Source organism: Streptomyces shenzhenensis, assembly GCF_021462265.1.
Lineage (GTDB): Bacteria > Actinomycetota > Actinomycetes > Streptomycetales > Streptomycetaceae > Streptomyces > Streptomyces shenzhenensis.
This window is the reverse complement of record NZ_JAJONF010000001.1, coordinates 428,869-446,895: the sequence shown is the minus strand read 5'-3', so window position 1 is coordinate 446,895 and position 18,027 is coordinate 428,869. Positions and strand designations below refer to the sequence as shown.

The following is an 18,027-nucleotide window of genomic DNA, read 5'->3' as shown; positions in this document are numbered from 1 at the left end:
TGATACCGGCGAAAGGCCTCAGGCCACAGGCCGCGGTTCGCGCGCCCCGCCCCATGGCCCCACGGCAAGCCGCCGACGGCGAGCACCCCCGCCGGTCGCTCAACCTCTCTGCCGACTGGGACGGGTGGTGCGCGGGTGGGCGAACTCCCGGGTGGTGCAACCCCCGCCGCACGGCGTACGCATATGCCCACACGCCCCCACACCGTGACCAGCGGAGCGCCCACGCGTTGGTCAAGGAAGAGTTGACCACAACGGGCCGCATACGCGGCCCATTCCTTTCAACGCCGGTTCGAGAGGCTTGTTCATGGCCGACCACGCAACCCACGACGCCCAGGCCCGGGCCAGCCTGCACTTGCTGGTGCGGGACATCGAGCGGGTCCGCCGCCAGGTGGACGCACTACGCACGCTCACCGCCCAGTTGGGCAACGTCTACCGCCCGCGCCGCTCCGGCCCGTCCACGGGCTTCGTCGTCTACGGGCGCGCCCCCGCCCCGACGGTCCGTCTCGCCCAGGAACTCCGGGACAGTGTCGAAACCCTGGTCACGGCCGCCGTCGACTTCGACCGTTCGCTCGGCTTCTCGTGGGACGCGGTGGGCTCCGCGCTAGGAGTCACCAAGCAGGCGGTGCACCGCCGTTACGGCGCCCGTCGCACCGCGGCCCCGACGGCGGCCACGGCCGAGCCCGACCGGTCCACGGATCCGTCGGGCACCCGCACGATCAACGTGGGCGGCGGCCTCCCCACCGTGCCGACGGTCCCGGCCGCCCGCTCCATGCCGACCCAGCCGACCGCCGGCAGCCCCACCCTCCGCGACGAGGCCAGGCCAACCGCCTTCCCCGGCCCCCGCAACGGCTGACGTCCCGAACAGCCGACGTCCCTGACGGCTGACCCACGCCACGGCTAACGCATGCCACGGCTGACCCACGCCACGGCCGGCGCACGCCACGGCCGACCGCCCCACGGCTGACCGCAAGGGCCGCCCCGTCCGCCCCTGCCCTCCCGGCAAGCATCCGGGAGGGCAGCCGCCGACCAGGTCACCCGATGTCCGGCGGGTCGATCCGCACCCGAACCGCCTCCGCGCCGCCACTCGCGCCACCGCTCCCGCTCCCCCGCGCCATCCGCGCGGCCTGAGCCGACTTCAGCGCGGCGGCGAGCGCCGCCCCGCTCCCCGGCGGCACCCGAACCAGCGCCCGCTCCCAGTGCTCCCCCGGCGGCGGCGCCCCCGCCCGCCGAGGCGCCCCGGCCCGCACCACGGGTAGCGGCACCGGCCCCAACACCTCGGCGTCCGGGGGAAGTCCGGCCGTACCGAGGAACTCGGCGAGCGCCTCCGCCGTCCCCGAGACCGCCGCCATCCGCGACACCGGCGGAAACCCGAGCTCCGCCCGCTCGGCCAGTTCCCGCACCGCGTGCCCGACGGGATCCCACCGGACCAGCGCCTGAACGGGCCGCAGGGTGGGCTCCGCGACCACGACCACGGTCCCCCCGTCCGCCTGCGGCCGCACCAGCGCCCCGGCCGCGATCCACCGGCGCAGCGCGTCCTCGCCGGCCCGCAGATCCGGCCGCCCCAGCATGGCCCACCCGTCCAGCAGCAGGGCCGCCGCGTACCCGCCCTCGGCGACCGGTTCCGCACCCGGTGTGCTCACGACCAGCGCGGGCGTCCCCGGCACGGTGTCCAGCACCTGCTCACGGCCCGAGGTCCGAACGGGTACGGCGGGAAACGCCCGCCCCAGCTCCTCGGCGGTCCGCCGGGCCCCGACCACCTGGGCGCGCAGCCGGAAGCCACCGCACTCCGGGCAGTGCCAGTCGCCCTCCTCGCGCCCGCACCACCCGCACCCCAGCGCCCCGGCGCCCCGCGCCTCCAGGGGACCGGCGCAGTGCCGGCAGCGCGCCGGTGCCCGGCACTGGGCGCAGGCCATCCGGGGCACATACCCCCGCCGGGGCACCTGCACCAGCACGGGCCCGTGCCGGAGTCCGTCCCGGACCGCCTGCCAGGCGAGCGTCGGCAGCCGCGCGGCCCGCGCCGCCTCGTCCCGCGCGAGGTCTCCGTCCCCTACCGTCCGTACCAGGGGCGCGGCCCGCCGCACCTCATCCCGCCCCGCCGCCAGGGGCCGTGCCCAGCCGTTCGCCACGAGCTGCGCGGCCTCCACCGTGCAGCTCCAACTCCCCAGCAGAAAACCGCATTTGTCCAGCGCGGCGCGCAACAGCAGCACGTCCCGCGCATGCGGCTGCGGCGCGTGCTGCTCGCTGTGGCTGTCGTCCCCGTCGTCCCAGATCGCGACGAGCCCGAGATCCCGCACGGGCGCGAACATGGCCGCCCGCGTCCCCACGACCGCCCGCACCGAACCGCGGCTGACGGCGAGCCACTGCGCGTACCGCTTCTCGGGCCCGGTGTCGGCCGTGAGCAGCGCATGCCGCCCTTCGCCCAGCACCTCGGTCAGCGCGGCATCGACCCGCGTGGCCGCCCGCCCGTCCGGTACGACGACGAGCGCGCCGCGTCCCGAGGCGAGCGTGGCGGCGACGGCCCGGGCGATCTCCTCGCTCCACCCGGGTCCCGGCAGGGCGTTCCACACCGCACGCGGCGCGCCGCCGGAGGCCAGCGCCTCGACGAAGGCGGCCCCGTGCTCGTACCGCGACCAGCTTCCGGTGCCCGGCGCGGGCGGGGGCGGCAGCGGCTCGGGGGACGGCCGTTTCTCGGCCCGCGCGCTGCGCGGCGGCACGGCCAGCTGCAGCACATCCGCGAGGCTCCCCGCGTACCGGTCGGCGACGGCCCGTGCGAGCCGCAGCAGTTCCTCGCTCAGCACCGGTTCGGGCGACACGACCTGGGCCAGCGCGGCCAGCGGCCCCGAGTAGTCGGACTCGGCGAGTCGCTCGACGAGGAACCCGTCGATGAGCCCCCCGCCCTCCCGGCGCCCGTCCCGCACCCGGTGCCGGCCGGCCCCGAACCGCACCCGCACCCGCACCCCCGGCTGCGCGTCGGCGTCCAGCTCGGCGGGGACGGCGTAGTCGAAATACCGGTCGAGGTGGAGCACGCCCTTGTCCACGAGCACCCGCGCGACCGGCAACCGCTCGGCCAGCGCGGCCCCCCGCCAGGTCCGCGGCTTGGCCCGGGGCACCTTGGCCCCTCGTACGCTCTCCCGGATGAGCGCGAGCTGCTCCGGCGGCGCCCCTCCGGCGCCCCCGCCCCCCTGCCCGTTCTCGCTGCTCACCCTTGCATTCTTACCAAACGCCGCTGACAACCGGCGCCGCCCGAGTTCGTTCCGGCGCGGAACACCGCACGGCGTCCTTCCGCCCCGGCCGCCCCAGCCACTCGGCCGTACCGGTCCCGCGCACACCGGACGGCACCGATCTCCCGCAGCGACCGCACCGGGAGGACCCCACGGCAGTGATCACCCCGTCTCGGCGGCCGGCCGGTTCCCGCGGGCCCGGGACAGGGCGAGGGCCCGGTCTCCCCGCGGGGAGACCGGGCCCTCGTCGAGGTGGCTTCGGGGTTACAGGCCCGCGGCCGTGCGCAGGGCGTCCACGCGGTCCGTGCGCTCCCAGGTGAAGTCGGGCAGCTCGCGGCCGAAGTGTCCGTACGCGGCGGTCTGGGCGTAGATCGGGCGCAGCAGGTCGAGGTCCCGGATGATCGCGGCCGGGCGCAGGTCGAAGACCTCGTCGATGGCCTTCTCGATCTTCTCGTGGTCGACCTTGGCCGTGCCGAAGGTCTCGACGAAGAGGCCTACGGGCTCGGCCTTGCCGATCGCGTAGGCGACCTGGACCTCGCAGCGGGCGGCCAGGCCGGCCGCGACGACGTTCTTGGCGACCCAGCGCATGGCGTAGGCGGCCGAGCGGTCGACCTTGGACGGGTCCTTGCCGGAGAACGCACCGCCGCCGTGGCGGGCCATACCGCCGTAGGTGTCGATGATGATCTTGCGGCCGGTCAGGCCGGCGTCACCCATCGGGCCGCCGATCTCGAAGCGGCCGGTCGGGTTGACCAGGAGGCGGTAGCCCTCGGTGTCGAGCTTGATGCCGTCGTCCAGGAGGGCCTTCAGCTCCGGCTCCACGACGAACTCGCGGATGTCGGGGGCGAGCAGCGACTCCAGGTCGATGTCCGAGGCGTGCTGGCTGGAGACCACGACCGTGTCGAGGCGGACGGCCTTGTCGCCGTCGTACTCGATGGTGACCTGCGTCTTGCCGTCGGGGCGCAGGTAGGGGATGGTGCCGTTCTTGCGGACCTCGGAGAGGCGCTTGGAGAGGCGGTGCGCCAGGAAGATCGGGAGCGGCATCAGCGTCGGCGTCTCGTCCGTCGCGTAGCCGAACATCAGGCCCTGGTCGCCGGCGCCCTGCTTGTCGAGATCGTCGGCCTCCTCAGCCGCGGCGGCACCCTCGACCCGCTTCTCGTACGCCGTGTCCACGCCCTGGGCGATGTCCGGGGACTGCGCGCCGATCGACACCGAGACGCCGCAGGAGGCGCCGTCGAAGCCCTTCTTCGAGGAGTCGTAGCCGATCTCGAGGATCTTGTTGCGGACCAGCGTCGCGATGTCCGCGTACGTCTTGGTCGTGACCTCGCCGGCCACATGCACCAGACCGGTGGTGATCAGCGTCTCGACAGCGACCCGGGAGGTCGGGTCCTCACGCAGAAGCGCGTCGAGAATGGTGTCGCTGATCTGGTCAGCGATCTTGTCGGGGTGACCCTCGGTCACGGACTCCGAGGTGAACAGGCGACGGGACACAACGCTCCCTGGGGTTGCAGCGGCTGCTGGCTGATCATTGGTGGACGACACGGGGGCTGCACCCGGGCATCGTCCGAGGACAGTTTATCGGTCGCACTCGTCCGCCGGCCCACCTGTCTCGACACTCGGGAGTGCTGTGACCTGCGGCACGGGCATTCTGCCCAATGGCCGGCGGCCTTGGCCAGAGTCACCGCACCGGAATGTCGCACCGGGGAAAGTTGACATATGGCTGAAACGAGTTAACCCAAACGGGCCGCCACGAGATCCCACACGGTGTCGGCGAGAGCCTCCTTCGGCCCGTGCGGCACCGGCGTCTCGCTGCCGTCGGCGCCGAGCACCACGGCCTCGTTCTCCTCGGAGCCGAAGGTCTTCCGCTCTCCCACCTCGTTCACCACGAGCAGGTCGCAGCCCTTGCGGGCCAGCTTGGTCCGGCCGTTGGCGAGGACGTCGTCGGTCTCCGCGGCGAAGCCGACGATCACCTGTCCGGGCCGCGCCCGGTCGGCCGAGATCTCCGCGAGGATGTCCGGATTCCGCACCAGGACGACCGGCTCGGGGTCCTGCCCGTCCTTTTTCTTGATCTTCCCGGCCGCGTAGACGGCGGGACGGAAGTCGGCGACGGCGGCGGCCATCACCACGGCGTCGGCGTCGGCGGCCGCCTTCAGGACCGCCTCACGCAGCTGTACGGCCGTACCGACCGGGACGACGTCCACGCCGGCCGGGTCCGGCAGGCCGGTGGTGTTCGCTGCGAGCAGCGTCACCCGGGCACCCCGGGCGGCGGCCGTGCGGGCGAGGGCGTAGCCCTGCTTGCCGGAGGAGCGGTTGCCCAGGAAGCGGACGGGGTCGAGGGGCTCCCGGGTGCCGCCGGCGGAGACGACGACATGGCGGCCGGCCAGGTCGGGCTCCCGCACTCCCCGGGCGAGGACGCGACGGCAGACCTCGAAGATCTCCGCGGGATCGGGCAGCCGGCCCTTGCCGGTGTCGACGCCGGTGAGGCGGCCGACCGCCGGTTCGATCACGACGGCGCCACGGCGGCGCAGCGTGGCCACGTTCTCCTGGGTGGCCGGGTGCTCCCACATCTCGGTGTGCATCGCGGGAGCGAAGACGACCGGGCAGCGGGCCGTCAGGAGGGTGTTGGTGAGCAGGTCGTCGGCGAGGCCGTGGGCCGCCTTGGCGAGCATGTCGGCGGTGGCGGGGGCGACCACGACCAGGTCGGCATGCTGTCCGATCCGGACGTGCGGGACCTCTTCGACGTGGTCCCAGACCTCGGTGGAGACGGGGTTGCCGGAGAGGGCGGACCAGGTCGCGGCGCCGACGAAGTGCAGCGCGGACGCGGTGGGGACGACCCGGACGTCATGGCCCGACTCCGTGAACCTTCTCAGCAGCTCACAGGCCTTGTACGCGGCGATGCCGCCGCTGACCCCCAGTACGACCTTCGGCTTGTCCACCGGGCCTCCACTCGTCGATTCCATGACGCCATCACACACCACAGGCCCGGCAGTCGGCTGCCGGGCCTGTGGATAAGTCAACTGCAGTGCGAAAGTACTACTGCGCCGGGCCTTCGACGGCCTCGGAGGTCAGCAGACCCGCGTTGATCTCGCGCAGGGCGATCGAGAGCGGCTTCTCGTGGACGTGGGTGTCGACGAGCGGACCGACGTACTCAAGGAGGCCCTCGCCGAGCTGCGAGTAGTACGCGTTGATCTGGCGGGCCCGCTTGGCCGCGTAGATCACCAGGCTGTACTTCGAGTCGGTGGCTTCGAGGAGCTCGTCGATCGGCGGGTTGATGATGCCCTCGGGCGTGGCGATGGAAGAGGACACGCTCTACCTTCCGATGGATGGGAAAGATTCAGTGTGCATGGTCAATGACGATCACACAACGTCCATCAAGGCTAGCAGCTCGCGCGCCACGTCCTCGACAGAGGTGTTGACCAGCGTCTCGTCGAACTCGGGCTCCGCCGCGAGCTCGATCTTGGCCGCGTCCAGTCGGCGCTCGATGACCTCGGGCGCCTCGGTGCCGCGTCCGGTGAGCCTGCGCACCAGTTCCTCCCAGGAGGGCGGGGCCAGGAACACCAGCCGGCCCTCCGGCATGGTCTCGCGGACCTGCCGGGCGCCCTGGAGGTCGATCTCCAGGAGGACCGGCACGCCGGCTTCGAGGTGCTCCAGCACCGCGGCACGCGGGGTGCCGTAGCGGTTGCCGGCGAATTCGGCCCACTCCAGGAGCTCACCGTTGGCGATCAGCTTGTCCATCTCCTCGTCGGAGACGAAGAAGTAGTGGACCCCGTGCTTCTCGCCCGGGCGGGGCCTGCGGGTGGTCGCCGACACCGAGAGCCAGACCTCGGGGTACTCCTTGCGCATATGGGCGACGACCGTGCTCTTGCCGACCCCGGAGGGGCCGGAGAGCACGGTCAGCCGCGGACGTGCGTCCGGGGGCTCGGGGGTCGTCCCCCGGAATGTTGCAGCCATGCAGCGATTATTCCAGCAATCGCGGGCTGCCCGGGACGGCTGTCCCGGGCAGCCCGGCGATCAGGAGCCGGTGCTGCCGAACTCACGCTCCAGGGAGGCGATCTGGTTGGACCCGAGGCCACGCACGCGGCGGCTCTCGGAGATCCCGAGTCGCTCCATGATCTGCTTGGCGCGGACCTTGCCCACGCCCGGCAGGGACTCGAGCAGGGCGGAGACCTTCATCTTGCCGATGACGTCGTTTTCCTGGCCCTGCTTGATGACCTCGTGAAGAGAGGCGCCGGAGTGCTTGAGTCGATTCTTGACCTCGGCCCGCTCCCGGCGAGCCGCGGCGGCCTTTTCGAGCGCGGCTGCGCGCTGTTCAGGGGTAAGGGGCGGAAGAGCCACGCCTACGTCACCTCGGATGTCGAACTGTCGGATACGGACCGGTGAGGAACCTAGTCGCCCCACACCTGGGGAGCTACGAGCAACACGCTTGCCCGTAATCCCCCACTACCTAAAGGGTGTGGGGGTGTTCCCACTGCTCGGAGACTAGCGGGCAAGTCCGCCGGAGTCAGCGAGAACAGCGGAAAAGTCCTGGTCAGCCTCCGCCAGGCCGGACATTTCAGACATACTGCCCCGGATTTGAGGATGTATTCACACTCGGGCCGCCGCCGAAGTGCTCGTCGCGGCAGCCGTCAAGGTCTCGTCGGAGCCCTCACCGACCTGCGACGACATCCCGGATCTCGCCCGCGAACCGCTCCGCGGCCGCCCGGAGGGCCGTCACATCCGGACCGTGACGCAAAACACCTCGGCTCACGTTTGGAACCACGTTGCGCAGCGCGGACCCGAACACCGCGGGGAGGTCGGCCGCCGTCGCCCCCTGCGCGCCCACGCCCGGCGCGAGGAGCGGGCCGTTGATGGCGAGGTCGTACGACGACAGGTCGCCGACCGTGGCGCCGACGACGGCGCCGAAGGAACCCAGCGGCTCCTCCCCCGCGTTCTCCGCGGCCAGGTGGGCCAGCATGGTGGCGCCGATCGTACGGCCGTCGGCACGCACCGCGTGCTGCACCTCGGGGCCCTCCGGGTTGGAGGTCAGTGCCAGCACGAACAGGCCGGCCCCGCTCTCCCGGGCCAGCGCGACGGCCGGGCTGAGCGAGCCGTAGCCCAGGTACGGTGAGACGGTCAGGGCGTCCGAGAACAGCGGGGCGTCCTTGTGCAGATAGGCCTCCGCGTACCCGGCCATGGTCGAGCCGATGTCACCGCGCTTGGCGTCCATCACGACCAGCGTCCCGGCCGCCCGTGCCTCCCGCACCACCCGCTCGAGGACGGCGATCCCACGCGAGCCGAACCGCTCGAAGAACGCGCTCTGCGGCTTCATCACGGCGACCCGGTCGGCCACCGCCTCGACAACGCCACGGCTGAACCGCTCCAGGCCCGCCACGTCGTCGTTCAGACCCCAGTCGGCGAGCAGCGAGGCGTGCGGGTCGATACCGACGCACAGCGGGCCGCGCTCGTCCATCACGCGGCGCAGCCGCGCGCCGAAGGGCTCCGACGGGCTCATGCGCTGGCTCATACGGGCTTCCTCACATCGGCGCCGACCGCGTCGGCGAGGGTGGCGTACGGGCTGGTGCGCAGGCGCGCCGCGAGGCCCTTGTGGATGGCGCGGCCCCAGAAGGGCCCCTCGTAGACGAAGGCGCTGTAGCCCTGGACCAGCGTGGCGCCGGCCAGGATGCGCTGCCAGGCGTCCTCGGCGTTCTCAATGCCCCCGACGCCCACCAGGGTGATCCGGTCGCCCACGCGCGCGTACAGCCGCCGCAGCACCTCGAGGGAGCGCGCCTTCAGCGGCGCCCCGGACAGCCCGCCGGCCTCCTTCACCAGGGCGGGGTCCGACCGCAGCCCGAGCTCGTCCCGGGCGATGGTGGTGTTGGTCGCGATGATCCCGTCGAGACCGAGTTCGACGGCCAGATCCGCGACGGCGTCCACGTCCTCGTCGGCGAGGTCCGGCGCGATCTTCACCAGCAGCGGTACCCGGCGGTTCGCCACCACGCGGTCGGCGGCCTCGCGCACGGCCGTCAGGAGCGGACGCAGCTGATCGACGGCCTGGAGGCTGCGCAGCCCCGGGGTGTTCGGGGACGACACGTTGACGACCAGGTAGTCGGCGTACGGCGCGAGCCGCTCGGCGGACTTCACGTAGTCGCCGACGGCCTCGGCCTCCGGTACGGCCTTGGTCTTGCCGATGTTGACGCCCACGACCGTCCGGAACACGGGCTCACGGGTCGCGAGCCGGGCGGCGACGGTGAGCGAGCCGTCGTTGTTGAAGCCCATGCGGTTGATCAGGGCCCGGTCGGCGACCAGCCGGAACAGCCGCTTCTTGGGATTGCCGGGCTGTGCCTCCCCGGTCACGGTCCCGATCTCCACGTGATCGAACCCGAGCATCGACATCCCGTCGATCGCCACCGCGTTCTTGTCGAACCCGGCGGCAAGTCCGAAGGGCCCGTGCATCCGCAGCCCGAAGGCCTCGGTGCGCAGCTCCTTGTAGCGAGGAGCCAGGGCGGCCGCGACGAACGTGCGCAGCACGGGAATCCGGGCGGCGAGCCGGATCCACCGGAAGGCGAGGTGATGGGCCTGCTCCGGATCCATCCGCTTGAAAACGAGCTTGAAGAAGATCTTGTACATGGAGTCCTCATGCGGAGGGGGACACCGAATCTCCGGTGCCCCCATCCATAGACGTCTGGGCAACGCGCCCCGTCAGGAGCGCCGGGCGGTGGTCAGCGGGGGCGCGACCGGCCCCCACCGGCCCGTAGCCGAACCATGGCCTCTCAGTCCCTCGCGGCCGTCAGACGCTCCGCGTGCTCCTGAAGCGACCGCACCCCCACGTCCCCGTGGTTGAGCGCATCGATCCCCTGCACGGCCGCCGCGAGCGCCTGCACGGTCGTCAGGCACGGCACCGAGCGCGCCACCGCGGCCGTCCGGATCTCGTACCCGTCCAGACGACCCCCGGTGCCGTACGGCGTGTTGACGATGAGGTCCACCTCGCCGTCGTGGACGAGCTGCACGATCGTCTTCTCGCCGTTGGGGCCCACCCCCTCCGACTGCTTGCGCACCACGGTCGCGTTGATGCCGTTGCGCTTGAGCACCTCGGCCGTGCCGGAGGTGGCCAGCAGCTCGAAGCCGTGGGCGACCAGCTCGCGCGCCGGGAAGATCATCGAGCGCTTGTCACGGTTGGCGACGGAGATGAAGGCGCGGCCCTTGGTGGGCAGCGGCCCGTACGCCCCGGCCTGCGACTTGGCGTACGCCGTGCCGAAGACGGAGTCGATGCCCATGACCTCGCCGGTGGAGCGCATCTCCGGGCCGAGGACCGTGTCCACGCCCCGGCCCTGGATGTCACGGAACCGCGACCACGGCATGACCGCCTCCTTGACGGAGATCGGCGCGTCGAACGGCAGCTCGCCGCCGTCGCCGCGGGCCGGCAGCAGCCCCTCGGCACGCAGCTCGGCGACGGTCGCGCCCAGCGAGATCCGGGCGGCGGCCTTGGCCAGCGGCACCGCGGTCGCCTTCGAGGTGAAGGGGACCGTGCGGGACGCGCGCGGGTTGGCCTCGAGGACGTACAGGATGTCCCCGGCCATCGCGAACTGGATGTTGATCAGACCGCGTACGCCGACCCCGCGCGCGATGGCCTCGGTGGAGGCGCGCAGCCGCTTGATGTCGAAGCCGCCGAGCGTGATCGGGGGCAGGGCGCACGCCGAGTCGCCGGAGTGGATGCCGGCCTCCTCGATGTGCTCCATGACGCCGCCGAGGTACAGCTCCTCGCCGTCGTAGAGGGCGTCCACGTCGATCTCGATGGCGTCGTCCAGGAACCGGTCGACCAGGACCGGCCGGGAGGGGCTGATCTCGGTGGACTCCGCGATGTAGGTGGCGAGGCGGGTCTCGTCGTAGACGATCTCCATGCCGCGGCCGCCGAGGACGTACGAGGGCCGCACGAGCACCGGGTAGCCGATCTCGTCGGCGATGGCCTTGGCCTCGGCGAAGGTGGTCGCCGTGCCGTGCTTGGGGGCCGGCAGGCCCGCCTCGGCCAGCACGCGCCCGAAGGCGCCCCGGTCCTCGGCCGCGTGGATGGCCTCCGGCGAGGTGCCGACGATCGGTACGCCGTTGTCCTTCAGCGCCTGCGACAGGCCCAGCGGCGTCTGGCCGCCCAGCTGGACCACCACACCGGCGACCGGACCCGCCTGCTGCTCGGCGTGCACGATCTCCAGCACGTCCTCCAGCGTCAGCGGCTCGAAGTAGAGCCGGTCGGAGGTGTCGTAGTCGGTGGAGACGGTCTCCGGGTTGCAGTTGACCATCACCGTCTCGTAGCCCGCGTCGCTCAGCGCGAAGGACGCGTGCACGCACGAGTAGTCGAACTCGATGCCCTGGCCGATGCGGTTGGGACCGGAGCCCAGGATGATGACGGCCGGCTTCTCACGCGGCGCGACCTCGGTCTCCTCGTCGTAGGAGGAGTAGAAGTACGGCGTCCTGGCGGCGAACTCGGCGGCGCAGGTGTCGACCGTCTTGTAGACCGGGCGCACGCCCAGCGCGTGCCGGACCTCGCGCACCACGTCCTCGCGCAGCCCCCGGATCTCGCCGATCTGCTGGTCGGAGAAACCGTGCCGCTTGGCGTCGGCGAGCAGGCCGGCGCTCAGCTCCGGCGCCTCGGCCAGCTCGTCGGCGATCTCCTTGATCAGGAAGAGCTGGTCCACGAACCACGGGTCGATCTTCGTGAACTCGAAGACCTCCTCGGGGGTGGCGCCCGCGCGGATGGCCTGCATGACGGTGTTGATCCGGCCGTCGGTGGGCCGTACCGCCTCGTGCAGCAGCGCCTGCTTGTCGCCGGGCTCACCGACGAAGGTGAACTGGCTGCCCTTCTTCTCCAGCGAGCGCAGCGCCTTCTGGAAGGCCTCGGGGAAGTTGCGGCCGATGGCCATCGCCTCGCCGACCGACTTCATGGTGGTGGTCAGCGTGGAGTCGGCCTGCGGGAACTTCTCGAAGGCGAAGCGCGGAGCCTTGACGACCACGTAGTCGAGCGTGGGCTCGAAGGAGGCCGGCGTCTCCTGCGTGATGTCGTTGGGGATCTCGTCGAGGGTGTAGCCGACGGCCAGCTTCGCCGCGATCTTCGCGATCGGGAAGCCGGTCGCCTTGGAGGCGAGCGCCGAGGACCGCGACACGCGCGGGTTCATCTCGATGACGATGACCCGGCCGTCCTCGGGGTTGACCGCGAACTGGATGTTGCAGCCGCCGGTGTCCACGCCCACCTCGCGGATGACGGCGATGCCGATGTCGCGCAGGATCTGGTACTCGCGGTCGGTCAGCGTCATCGCGGGCGCGACGGTGATCGAGTCGCCGGTGTGCACGCCCATGGGGTCGAAGTTCTCGATGGAGCAGACGACCACTACGTTGTCGTGCTTGTCGCGCATCAGCTCCAGCTCGTACTCCTTCCAGCCGAGGATGGACTCCTCCAGGAGCACCTCGGTGGTCGGGGAGAGGGTCAGGCCCTGGCCGGCGATGCGGCGCAGCTCCTCCTCGTCGTGGGCGAAACCGGAGCCGGCGCCGCCCATGGTGAAGGAGGGGCGGACGACGACCGGGTAGCCGCCGAGTTCCTCCACGCCGGCGACGACCTCGTCCATGGAGTGGCAGATGACCGACCGGGCGGACTCGCCGTGACCGATCTTCTTGCGGACCTCTTCCACGACCTCCTTGAAGAGGTCGCGGTCCTCGCCCTTGTTGATGGCTTCGACGTTGGCGCCGATCAGTTCGACGCCGTACTTGGCCAGGACACCGTTCTCGTCGAGGGAGATCGCGGTGTTCAGGGCCGTCTGGCCGCCCAGGGTGGGCAGCAGCGCGTCGGGGCGCTCCTTGGCGATGATCTTCTCGACGAACTCCGGGGTGATCGGCTCGACGTAGGTCGCGTCGGCGATCTCCGGGTCGGTCATGATCGTCGCCGGATTGGAGTTGACCAGGACGACCCTGAGGCCCTCGGCGCGCAGCACGCGGCAGGCCTGGGTGCCGGAGTAGTCGAACTCGGCGGCCTGACCGATGACGATCGGGCCGGAGCCGATGACCAGGACGGACTGGATATCGGTGCGCTTAGGCACGCTGGCCCTCCATCAGGGAAACGAAGCGGTCGAACAGGTAGGCGGCGTCGTGCGGGCCGGCTGCCGCTTCGGGGTGGTACTGGACGGAGAAGGCCGGCTGGTCGAGCAGCTGCAGCCCCTCCACGACGTCGTCGTTCAGGCAGACGTGCGAGACCTCGGCGCGGCCGAACTTCGTCTCGCTGACCTTGTCGAGCGGCGCGTCCACGGCGAAACCGTGGTTGTGGGCGGTGACCTCGACCTTGCCGGTCGTACGGTCCTGCACCGGCTGGTTGATGCCCCGGTGGCCGTACTTCAGCTTGTAGGTGCCGAAGCCGAGCGCGCGGCCGAGGATCTGGTTGCCGAAGCAGATGCCGAAGAGCGGGGTCCTCCGCTCCAGGACGGCGCTCATCAGGGCCACCGGGCCGTCGGCCGTGGCCGGGTCGCCGGGGCCGTTGGAGAAGAACACGCCGTCCGGCGAGACGGCGTACACGTCGTCCTCGGTGGCGGTCGCGGGCAGCACGTGCACCTCGATGCCGCGCTCGGCCATCCGCTGCGGGGTCATGCCCTTGATGCCGAGGTCGATGGCGGCGACGGTGAACCGCTTCGCGCCGACCGCGGGGACGACGTAGGCCTCCTTGGTGGCGACCTCCTCGTACAGTGAGGCGCCCTTCATGTGCGGCTGGGCCTGCACGCGCGCGAGGAGCTCGGGGTCGGAGGCGATCGCCTCGCCCGAGAAGATGCCGGACCGCATGGAGCCGCGCTCGCGCAGGTGGCGGGTGAGGGCGCGGGTGTCGATCCCGGAGATGCCGACCACGCCCTGCGCGACCAGTTCCTCGTCGAGCGAACGCTTGGCGCGCCAGTTGGAGGGCACGCGCGCGGGGTCGCGCACCACGTAGCCGGAGACCCAGATACGGCTGGACTCGTCGTCCTCGTCGTTCCACCCCGTGTTGCCGATCTGCGGGGCGGTGGCGACCACGATCTGGCGGTCGTAGGACGGGTCGGTGAGGGTCTCCTGGTAGCCGGTCATGCCGGTGGAGAACACGGCCTCGCCGAAGGTCTCCCCCACGGCCCCGTAGGCGCGGCCGCGGAAGATCCGGCCGTCCTCCAGGACGAGTACCGCGGGAACCTTGCCGGCTCCCCTTGTGGAGGTCGTCATCGTTCGGCGCCTTCCGTGCTGAGTGTCTTGATCATGGAGTTGATGGCGTCGACCCACTCGGTGTGCTCGGCCGCGTGGTCCGAGCGGAAACCGGAGTCGATCAGTCTGCCGCCGTGCGCCCAGGTCACCACGAGGAGTCCGCCCTCGGTGAGGACCTTGCCCGCGATGCCCTTGCCGAGCAGGGCCTCGCGGAGCGCGTCGGCGGGGATGAAGAAGTCGGTCGCGCCGGGGCGTACCACCCGCAGGCCCGCGTCGGTCAGCGTGAGCTCGACCCGGCTGCGGGAGCCGAGGCCGCGGGCCACGATGCGGTCCAGCCACTGCCCGGCGGTGGTGGAGCCGTGGTAGCGGCCGCTCATCGTCAGTCTCACGGCGCCGGGGTCGTCCGGCGCGCTGGGCAGCTCGGGGAGGTCGCCCTGGAGGGTGCCGCGCCACTTCCAGCCCTCGCGCATCAGCCAGTAGACGAGCGCGACGAAGAGGGCGAGGCCCACGAGCCAGCCGATACGGGCGGACCAGTCGGTGACCGCGGCCGACTTCTTCTCGTCGGCCAGCAGGATCAGAGGTGTCACGTCAGCTTCCCGTCCACGAGCGTCGCCTTGCCCCGCAGCCACGTGTGGGTGACACGGCCCGGCAGCTCGCGTCCCTCGTAGGGGGTGTTGCGGCTGCGCGAGGCGAAGCCCGCGGGGTCCACCAGGCCACGGTATTCCGTGTCGACGAGGGTGAGGTTGGCGGGCTCACCAGCCGAGACGGGACGGCCGTGACCGGCGGCCCGCCCGATCCGCGCGGGCTTGAAGGACATGCGGTCGGCGACGCCGGCCCAGGTCAGCAGGCCCGTGTCCACCATGGTCTCCTGGACCACCGACAACGCGGTCTCCAGCCCCACCATCCCCATCGCGGCGGCGGCCCACTCGCAGTCCTTGTCCTCGTGCGGGTGCGGGGCGTGGTCGGTGGCGACGATGTCGATCGTGCCGTCCGCGAGGGCCTCGCGCAGGGCGAGGACGTCCCGCTCGGTGCGCAGCGGCGGGTTGACCTTGTAGACCGGGTTGTACGACCGCACCAGTTCGTCGGTGAGCAGCAGGTGGTGCGGGGTGACCTCGGCGGTGACGTCGATGCCCCGGGACTTGGCCCAGCGGACGATCTCGACGGAGCCGGCGGTGGAGAGGTGGCAGATGTGGACGCGGGAGCCGACGTGCTCGGCGAGCAGGACGTCCCGGGCGATGATCGACTCCTCGGCCACCGCGGGCCAGCCCCCGAGCCCCAGTTCGGCGGAGACCACGCCCTCGTTCATCTGGGCGCCCTCGGTCAGCCGGGGCTCCTGCGCGTGCTGGGCGACGACCCCGCCGAAGGCCTTCACGTACTCCAGGGCGCGGCGCATGATCACGGCATCGTCCACGCACTTGCCGTCGTCGGAGAAGACGGTGACCCCGGCGGCCGACTCGTGCATCGCGCCCAGCTCGGCGAGCTTCTTGCCCTCCAGGCCGACGGTGACGGCGCCGATCGGCTGGACGTCGCAGTAGCCGTGCTCCTGGCCGAGCCGGTAGACCTGCTCGACGACGCCGGCGGTGTCGGCGACCGGGAAGGTGTTGGCCATGGCGAACACGGCCGTGTAGCCGCCGCCGGCCGCCGCGCGGGTGCCGGTGAGGACCGTCTCGGAGTCCTCGCGGCCGGGCTCGCGCAGGTGGGTGTGCAGGTCGACCAGGCCCGGCAGCAGCACCTTGCCGGCCGCCTCGACGACCTCGGCGCCTTCGGCGCTCAGCCCGGCACCACTCCAGTCGATTTCGCCCTGCCGGGCGGTGGCCACGATCGTCTCGCCGTCGATCAGGACGTCCTGCGGCTCACCGCCGAGGACCTTCGCACCACGGATAAGGATCTTGCTCATGGGTCTTACTTCTCCTCGGTGGTGCGGGCGTGGCTGACGGCGGGTTCGTTGCCGCCGAGCAGGAGGTACAGAACGGCCATCCGGATGGAGACTCCGTTCGCCACCTGCTCGACTACGGTGCAGCGCTCGGAGTCGGCGACCTCGGCGGTGATCTCCATGCCGCGCACCATCGGGCCGGGGTGCATCACGATGGCGTGCTCGGGCGTCTTCGCCATGCGCTCGCCGTCGAGGCCGTAGCGGCGCGAGTACTCGCGCTCGGTCGGGAAGAACGCGGCGTTCATGCGCTCGCGCTGGACGCGGAGCATCATCACGGCGTCGGACTTGGGGAGGACCGCGTCGAGGTCGTACGACACCTCGCAGGGCCAGTTCTCGACGCCGACCGGCACCAGGGTGGGCGGGGCGACCAGGGTGACCTCGGCGCCGAGGGTGTGCAGCAGGTCGACGTTGGAGCGGGCGACGCGGCTGTGCAGGACGTCGCCGACGATGGTGATGCGCTTGCCGGTCAGGTCCTGCCCTATCCCGGCGTCCCGGCCGACCAGGCGGCGGCGCATGGTGAAGGCGTCCAGGAGGGCCTGGGTGGGGTGCTGGTGGGTGCCGTCGCCGGCGTTGATGACGGCCGCGTCGATCCAGCCGGAGTTGGCGAGCCGGTAGGGCGCTCCGGAGGCGCCGTGCCGGATGACGACGGCGTCGACGCCCATCGCCTCCAGGGTCTGGGCGGTGTCCTTCAGGGACTCGCCCTTGGAGACGCTTGACCCCTTGGCGGTGAAGTTGATGACGTCGGCGGAGAGGCGCTTCTCGGCGGCCTCGAAGGAGATCCGGGTCCGGGTCGAGTCCTCGAAGAAGAGGTTGACGACGGTGCGGCCGCGCAGGGTCGGCAGCTTCTTGATCGGCCGGTCGGCGACCCGGGCCATCTCCTCGGCGGTGTCGAGGATCAGGACGGCGTCGTCACGGGTGAGGTCGGCGGCCGAGATGAGATGACGCTGCATCTGTCAGGCTCCGTAAGGCAGTTCACATATGGGGAGATTGCGGGCAGGCGTGGGCGCACCGCGGCGGTGCGGCACCTCGGCCGGCTAGGAGGTCGGCTTCGCGCCGAGCAGCACGGTGTCGCGACCGTCCTCCTCGGCGAGCAGGACCTTGACCGTCTCCCGCAGCGACGTGGGGAGGTTCTTGCCGACGTAGTCGGCGCGGATGGGCAGTTCGCGGTGGCCGCGGTCGACGAGGACCGCGAGCTGGACCGCGCGGGGACGCCCGATGTCGTTCAGGGCGTCGAGGGCGGCGCGGATGGTACGGCCGGAGAAGAGCACGTCGTCGACGAGGATCACCAGCCTGCCGTCGATGCCGTCACCGGGGATCTCGGTGCGGGCCAGCGCACGCGGCGGGTGCATGCGCAGGTCGTCGCGGTACATGGTGATGTCGAGCGAACCGACGGGCATCTTGCGGTCGGTGATCTTCTCCAGCTTGGCGGCGAGCCGCTGGGCGAGGAAGACGCCACGGGTCGGGATGCCGAGGAGCACCACGTCGTCGGCGCCCTTGGCGCGCTCGACGATCTCGTGGGCGATGCGGGTCAGCACCCGCGCGATGTCGGGGCCTTCGAGAACGGGCCGCGCGTCGGAAGCCTGCACCGCGGCGTCGGGCTTTCCCCGCTGCGCGGACTTTTCCTGCTGGTCGAACTTTTCCTGCTTGTCCATACGAAACGGACCCCCTTCTCCGCCTCACGGGACGGACCTTAAAGGACGTCGG

15 protein-coding genes are annotated in these 18,027 nt (G+C 71.5%); 1 reads left to right on the top strand and 14 read right to left on the bottom strand.

All coding sequences use genetic code 11. The annotated features are described in order from the left end of the window. The first annotated feature begins 304 nt into the window (after window positions 1-304). The gene (locus LQ326_RS02115) at window positions 305-853 is read left to right on the top strand and encodes a hypothetical protein (RefSeq protein WP_234531754.1); all 549 of its coding nucleotides are present in this window, start codon (window positions 305-307) and stop codon (window positions 851-853) included. 178 nt (window positions 854-1,031) lie between these two features. Here the strand turns inward: LQ326_RS02115 and LQ326_RS02110 are convergent, their stop codons facing one another. The 14 genes from LQ326_RS02110 to pyrR all read right to left on the bottom strand — a co-directional run bounded on the left by LQ326_RS02110 (window position 1,032) and on the right by pyrR (window position 17,975). After that, window positions 1,032-3,203: a primosomal protein N' gene (locus LQ326_RS02110; protein WP_234531752.1), complete on the bottom strand. Its 2,172-nt coding sequence runs from the start codon at window positions 3,201-3,203 to the stop codon at window positions 1,032-1,034. Between the two features lie 282 nt (window positions 3,204-3,485). After that, complete coding sequence (metK, locus tag LQ326_RS02105) at window positions 3,486-4,709, bottom strand: methionine adenosyltransferase (RefSeq protein ID WP_234531750.1); 1,224 nt, start codon at window positions 4,707-4,709, stop codon at window positions 3,486-3,488. A gap of 239 nt (window positions 4,710-4,948) precedes the next feature. Continuing rightward, window positions 4,949-6,178 carry a bifunctional phosphopantothenoylcysteine decarboxylase/phosphopantothenate--cysteine ligase CoaBC gene (gene coaBC, locus LQ326_RS02100; RefSeq protein WP_181803262.1) on the bottom strand — a complete coding sequence of 410 codons (1,230 nt, stop codon included), beginning with the start codon at window positions 6,176-6,178 and terminating at the stop codon, window positions 4,949-4,951. Window positions 6,179-6,251: 73 nt separating this feature from the next. Continuing rightward, window positions 6,252-6,524: a DNA-directed RNA polymerase subunit omega gene (gene rpoZ, locus LQ326_RS02095; protein ID WP_181803263.1), complete on the bottom strand. Its 273-nt coding sequence runs from the start codon at window positions 6,522-6,524 to the stop codon at window positions 6,252-6,254. Window positions 6,525-6,575: 51 nt separating this feature from the next. After that, window positions 6,576-7,169, bottom strand: coding sequence for a guanylate kinase (gene gmk, locus LQ326_RS02090; RefSeq protein WP_234531749.1), 594 nt, complete (start codon window positions 7,167-7,169; stop codon window positions 6,576-6,578). Between the two features lie 60 nt (window positions 7,170-7,229). After that, the gene (locus tag LQ326_RS02085; RefSeq protein WP_003977346.1) at window positions 7,230-7,553 is read right to left on the bottom strand and encodes an integration host factor; all 324 of its coding nucleotides are present in this window, start codon (window positions 7,551-7,553) and stop codon (window positions 7,230-7,232) included. Window positions 7,554-7,863: 310 nt separating this feature from the next. Continuing rightward, complete coding sequence (gene pyrF / locus LQ326_RS02080; RefSeq protein WP_234531920.1) at window positions 7,864-8,709, bottom strand: orotidine-5'-phosphate decarboxylase; 846 nt, start codon at window positions 8,707-8,709, stop codon at window positions 7,864-7,866. 8 nt (window positions 8,710-8,717) lie between these two features. Next, the gene (locus LQ326_RS02075) at window positions 8,718-9,824 is read right to left on the bottom strand and encodes a quinone-dependent dihydroorotate dehydrogenase (protein ID WP_234531748.1); all 1,107 of its coding nucleotides are present in this window, start codon (window positions 9,822-9,824) and stop codon (window positions 8,718-8,720) included. A 143-nt stretch (window positions 9,825-9,967) separates the two neighbouring features. Then, the gene (gene carB / locus LQ326_RS02070) at window positions 9,968-13,276 is read right to left on the bottom strand and encodes a carbamoyl-phosphate synthase large subunit (RefSeq protein WP_234531747.1); all 3,309 of its coding nucleotides are present in this window, start codon (window positions 13,274-13,276) and stop codon (window positions 9,968-9,970) included. Beyond that, window positions 13,269-14,411: a glutamine-hydrolyzing carbamoyl-phosphate synthase small subunit gene (carA, locus tag LQ326_RS02065; RefSeq protein WP_234531745.1), complete on the bottom strand. Its 1,143-nt coding sequence runs from the start codon at window positions 14,409-14,411 to the stop codon at window positions 13,269-13,271. The genes carB and carA overlap by 8 nt, the downstream gene beginning before the upstream one ends. Continuing rightward, the gene (locus tag LQ326_RS02060; protein WP_234531744.1) at window positions 14,408-14,977 is read right to left on the bottom strand and encodes a PH-like domain-containing protein; all 570 of its coding nucleotides are present in this window, start codon (window positions 14,975-14,977) and stop codon (window positions 14,408-14,410) included. The genes carA and LQ326_RS02060 overlap by 4 nt, the downstream gene beginning before the upstream one ends. Next, a complete protein-coding gene (locus LQ326_RS02055; RefSeq protein ID WP_234531743.1) occupies window positions 14,974-16,287 on the bottom strand; it encodes a dihydroorotase in 1,314 nt (437 codons plus the stop codon). The genes LQ326_RS02060 and LQ326_RS02055 overlap by 4 nt, the downstream gene beginning before the upstream one ends. 5 nt (window positions 16,288-16,292) lie before the next feature. Continuing rightward, on the bottom strand, window positions 16,293-17,273 hold the full coding sequence (locus LQ326_RS02050) for an aspartate carbamoyltransferase catalytic subunit (protein ID WP_234531742.1): 981 nt from the start codon (window positions 17,271-17,273) through the stop codon (window positions 16,293-16,295). 84 nt (window positions 17,274-17,357) lie between these two features. Continuing rightward, the gene (gene pyrR / locus LQ326_RS02045; RefSeq protein WP_234531741.1) at window positions 17,358-17,975 is read right to left on the bottom strand and encodes a bifunctional pyr operon transcriptional regulator/uracil phosphoribosyltransferase PyrR; all 618 of its coding nucleotides are present in this window, start codon (window positions 17,973-17,975) and stop codon (window positions 17,358-17,360) included. Between the last annotated feature and the right edge of the window lie 52 nt (window positions 17,976-18,027).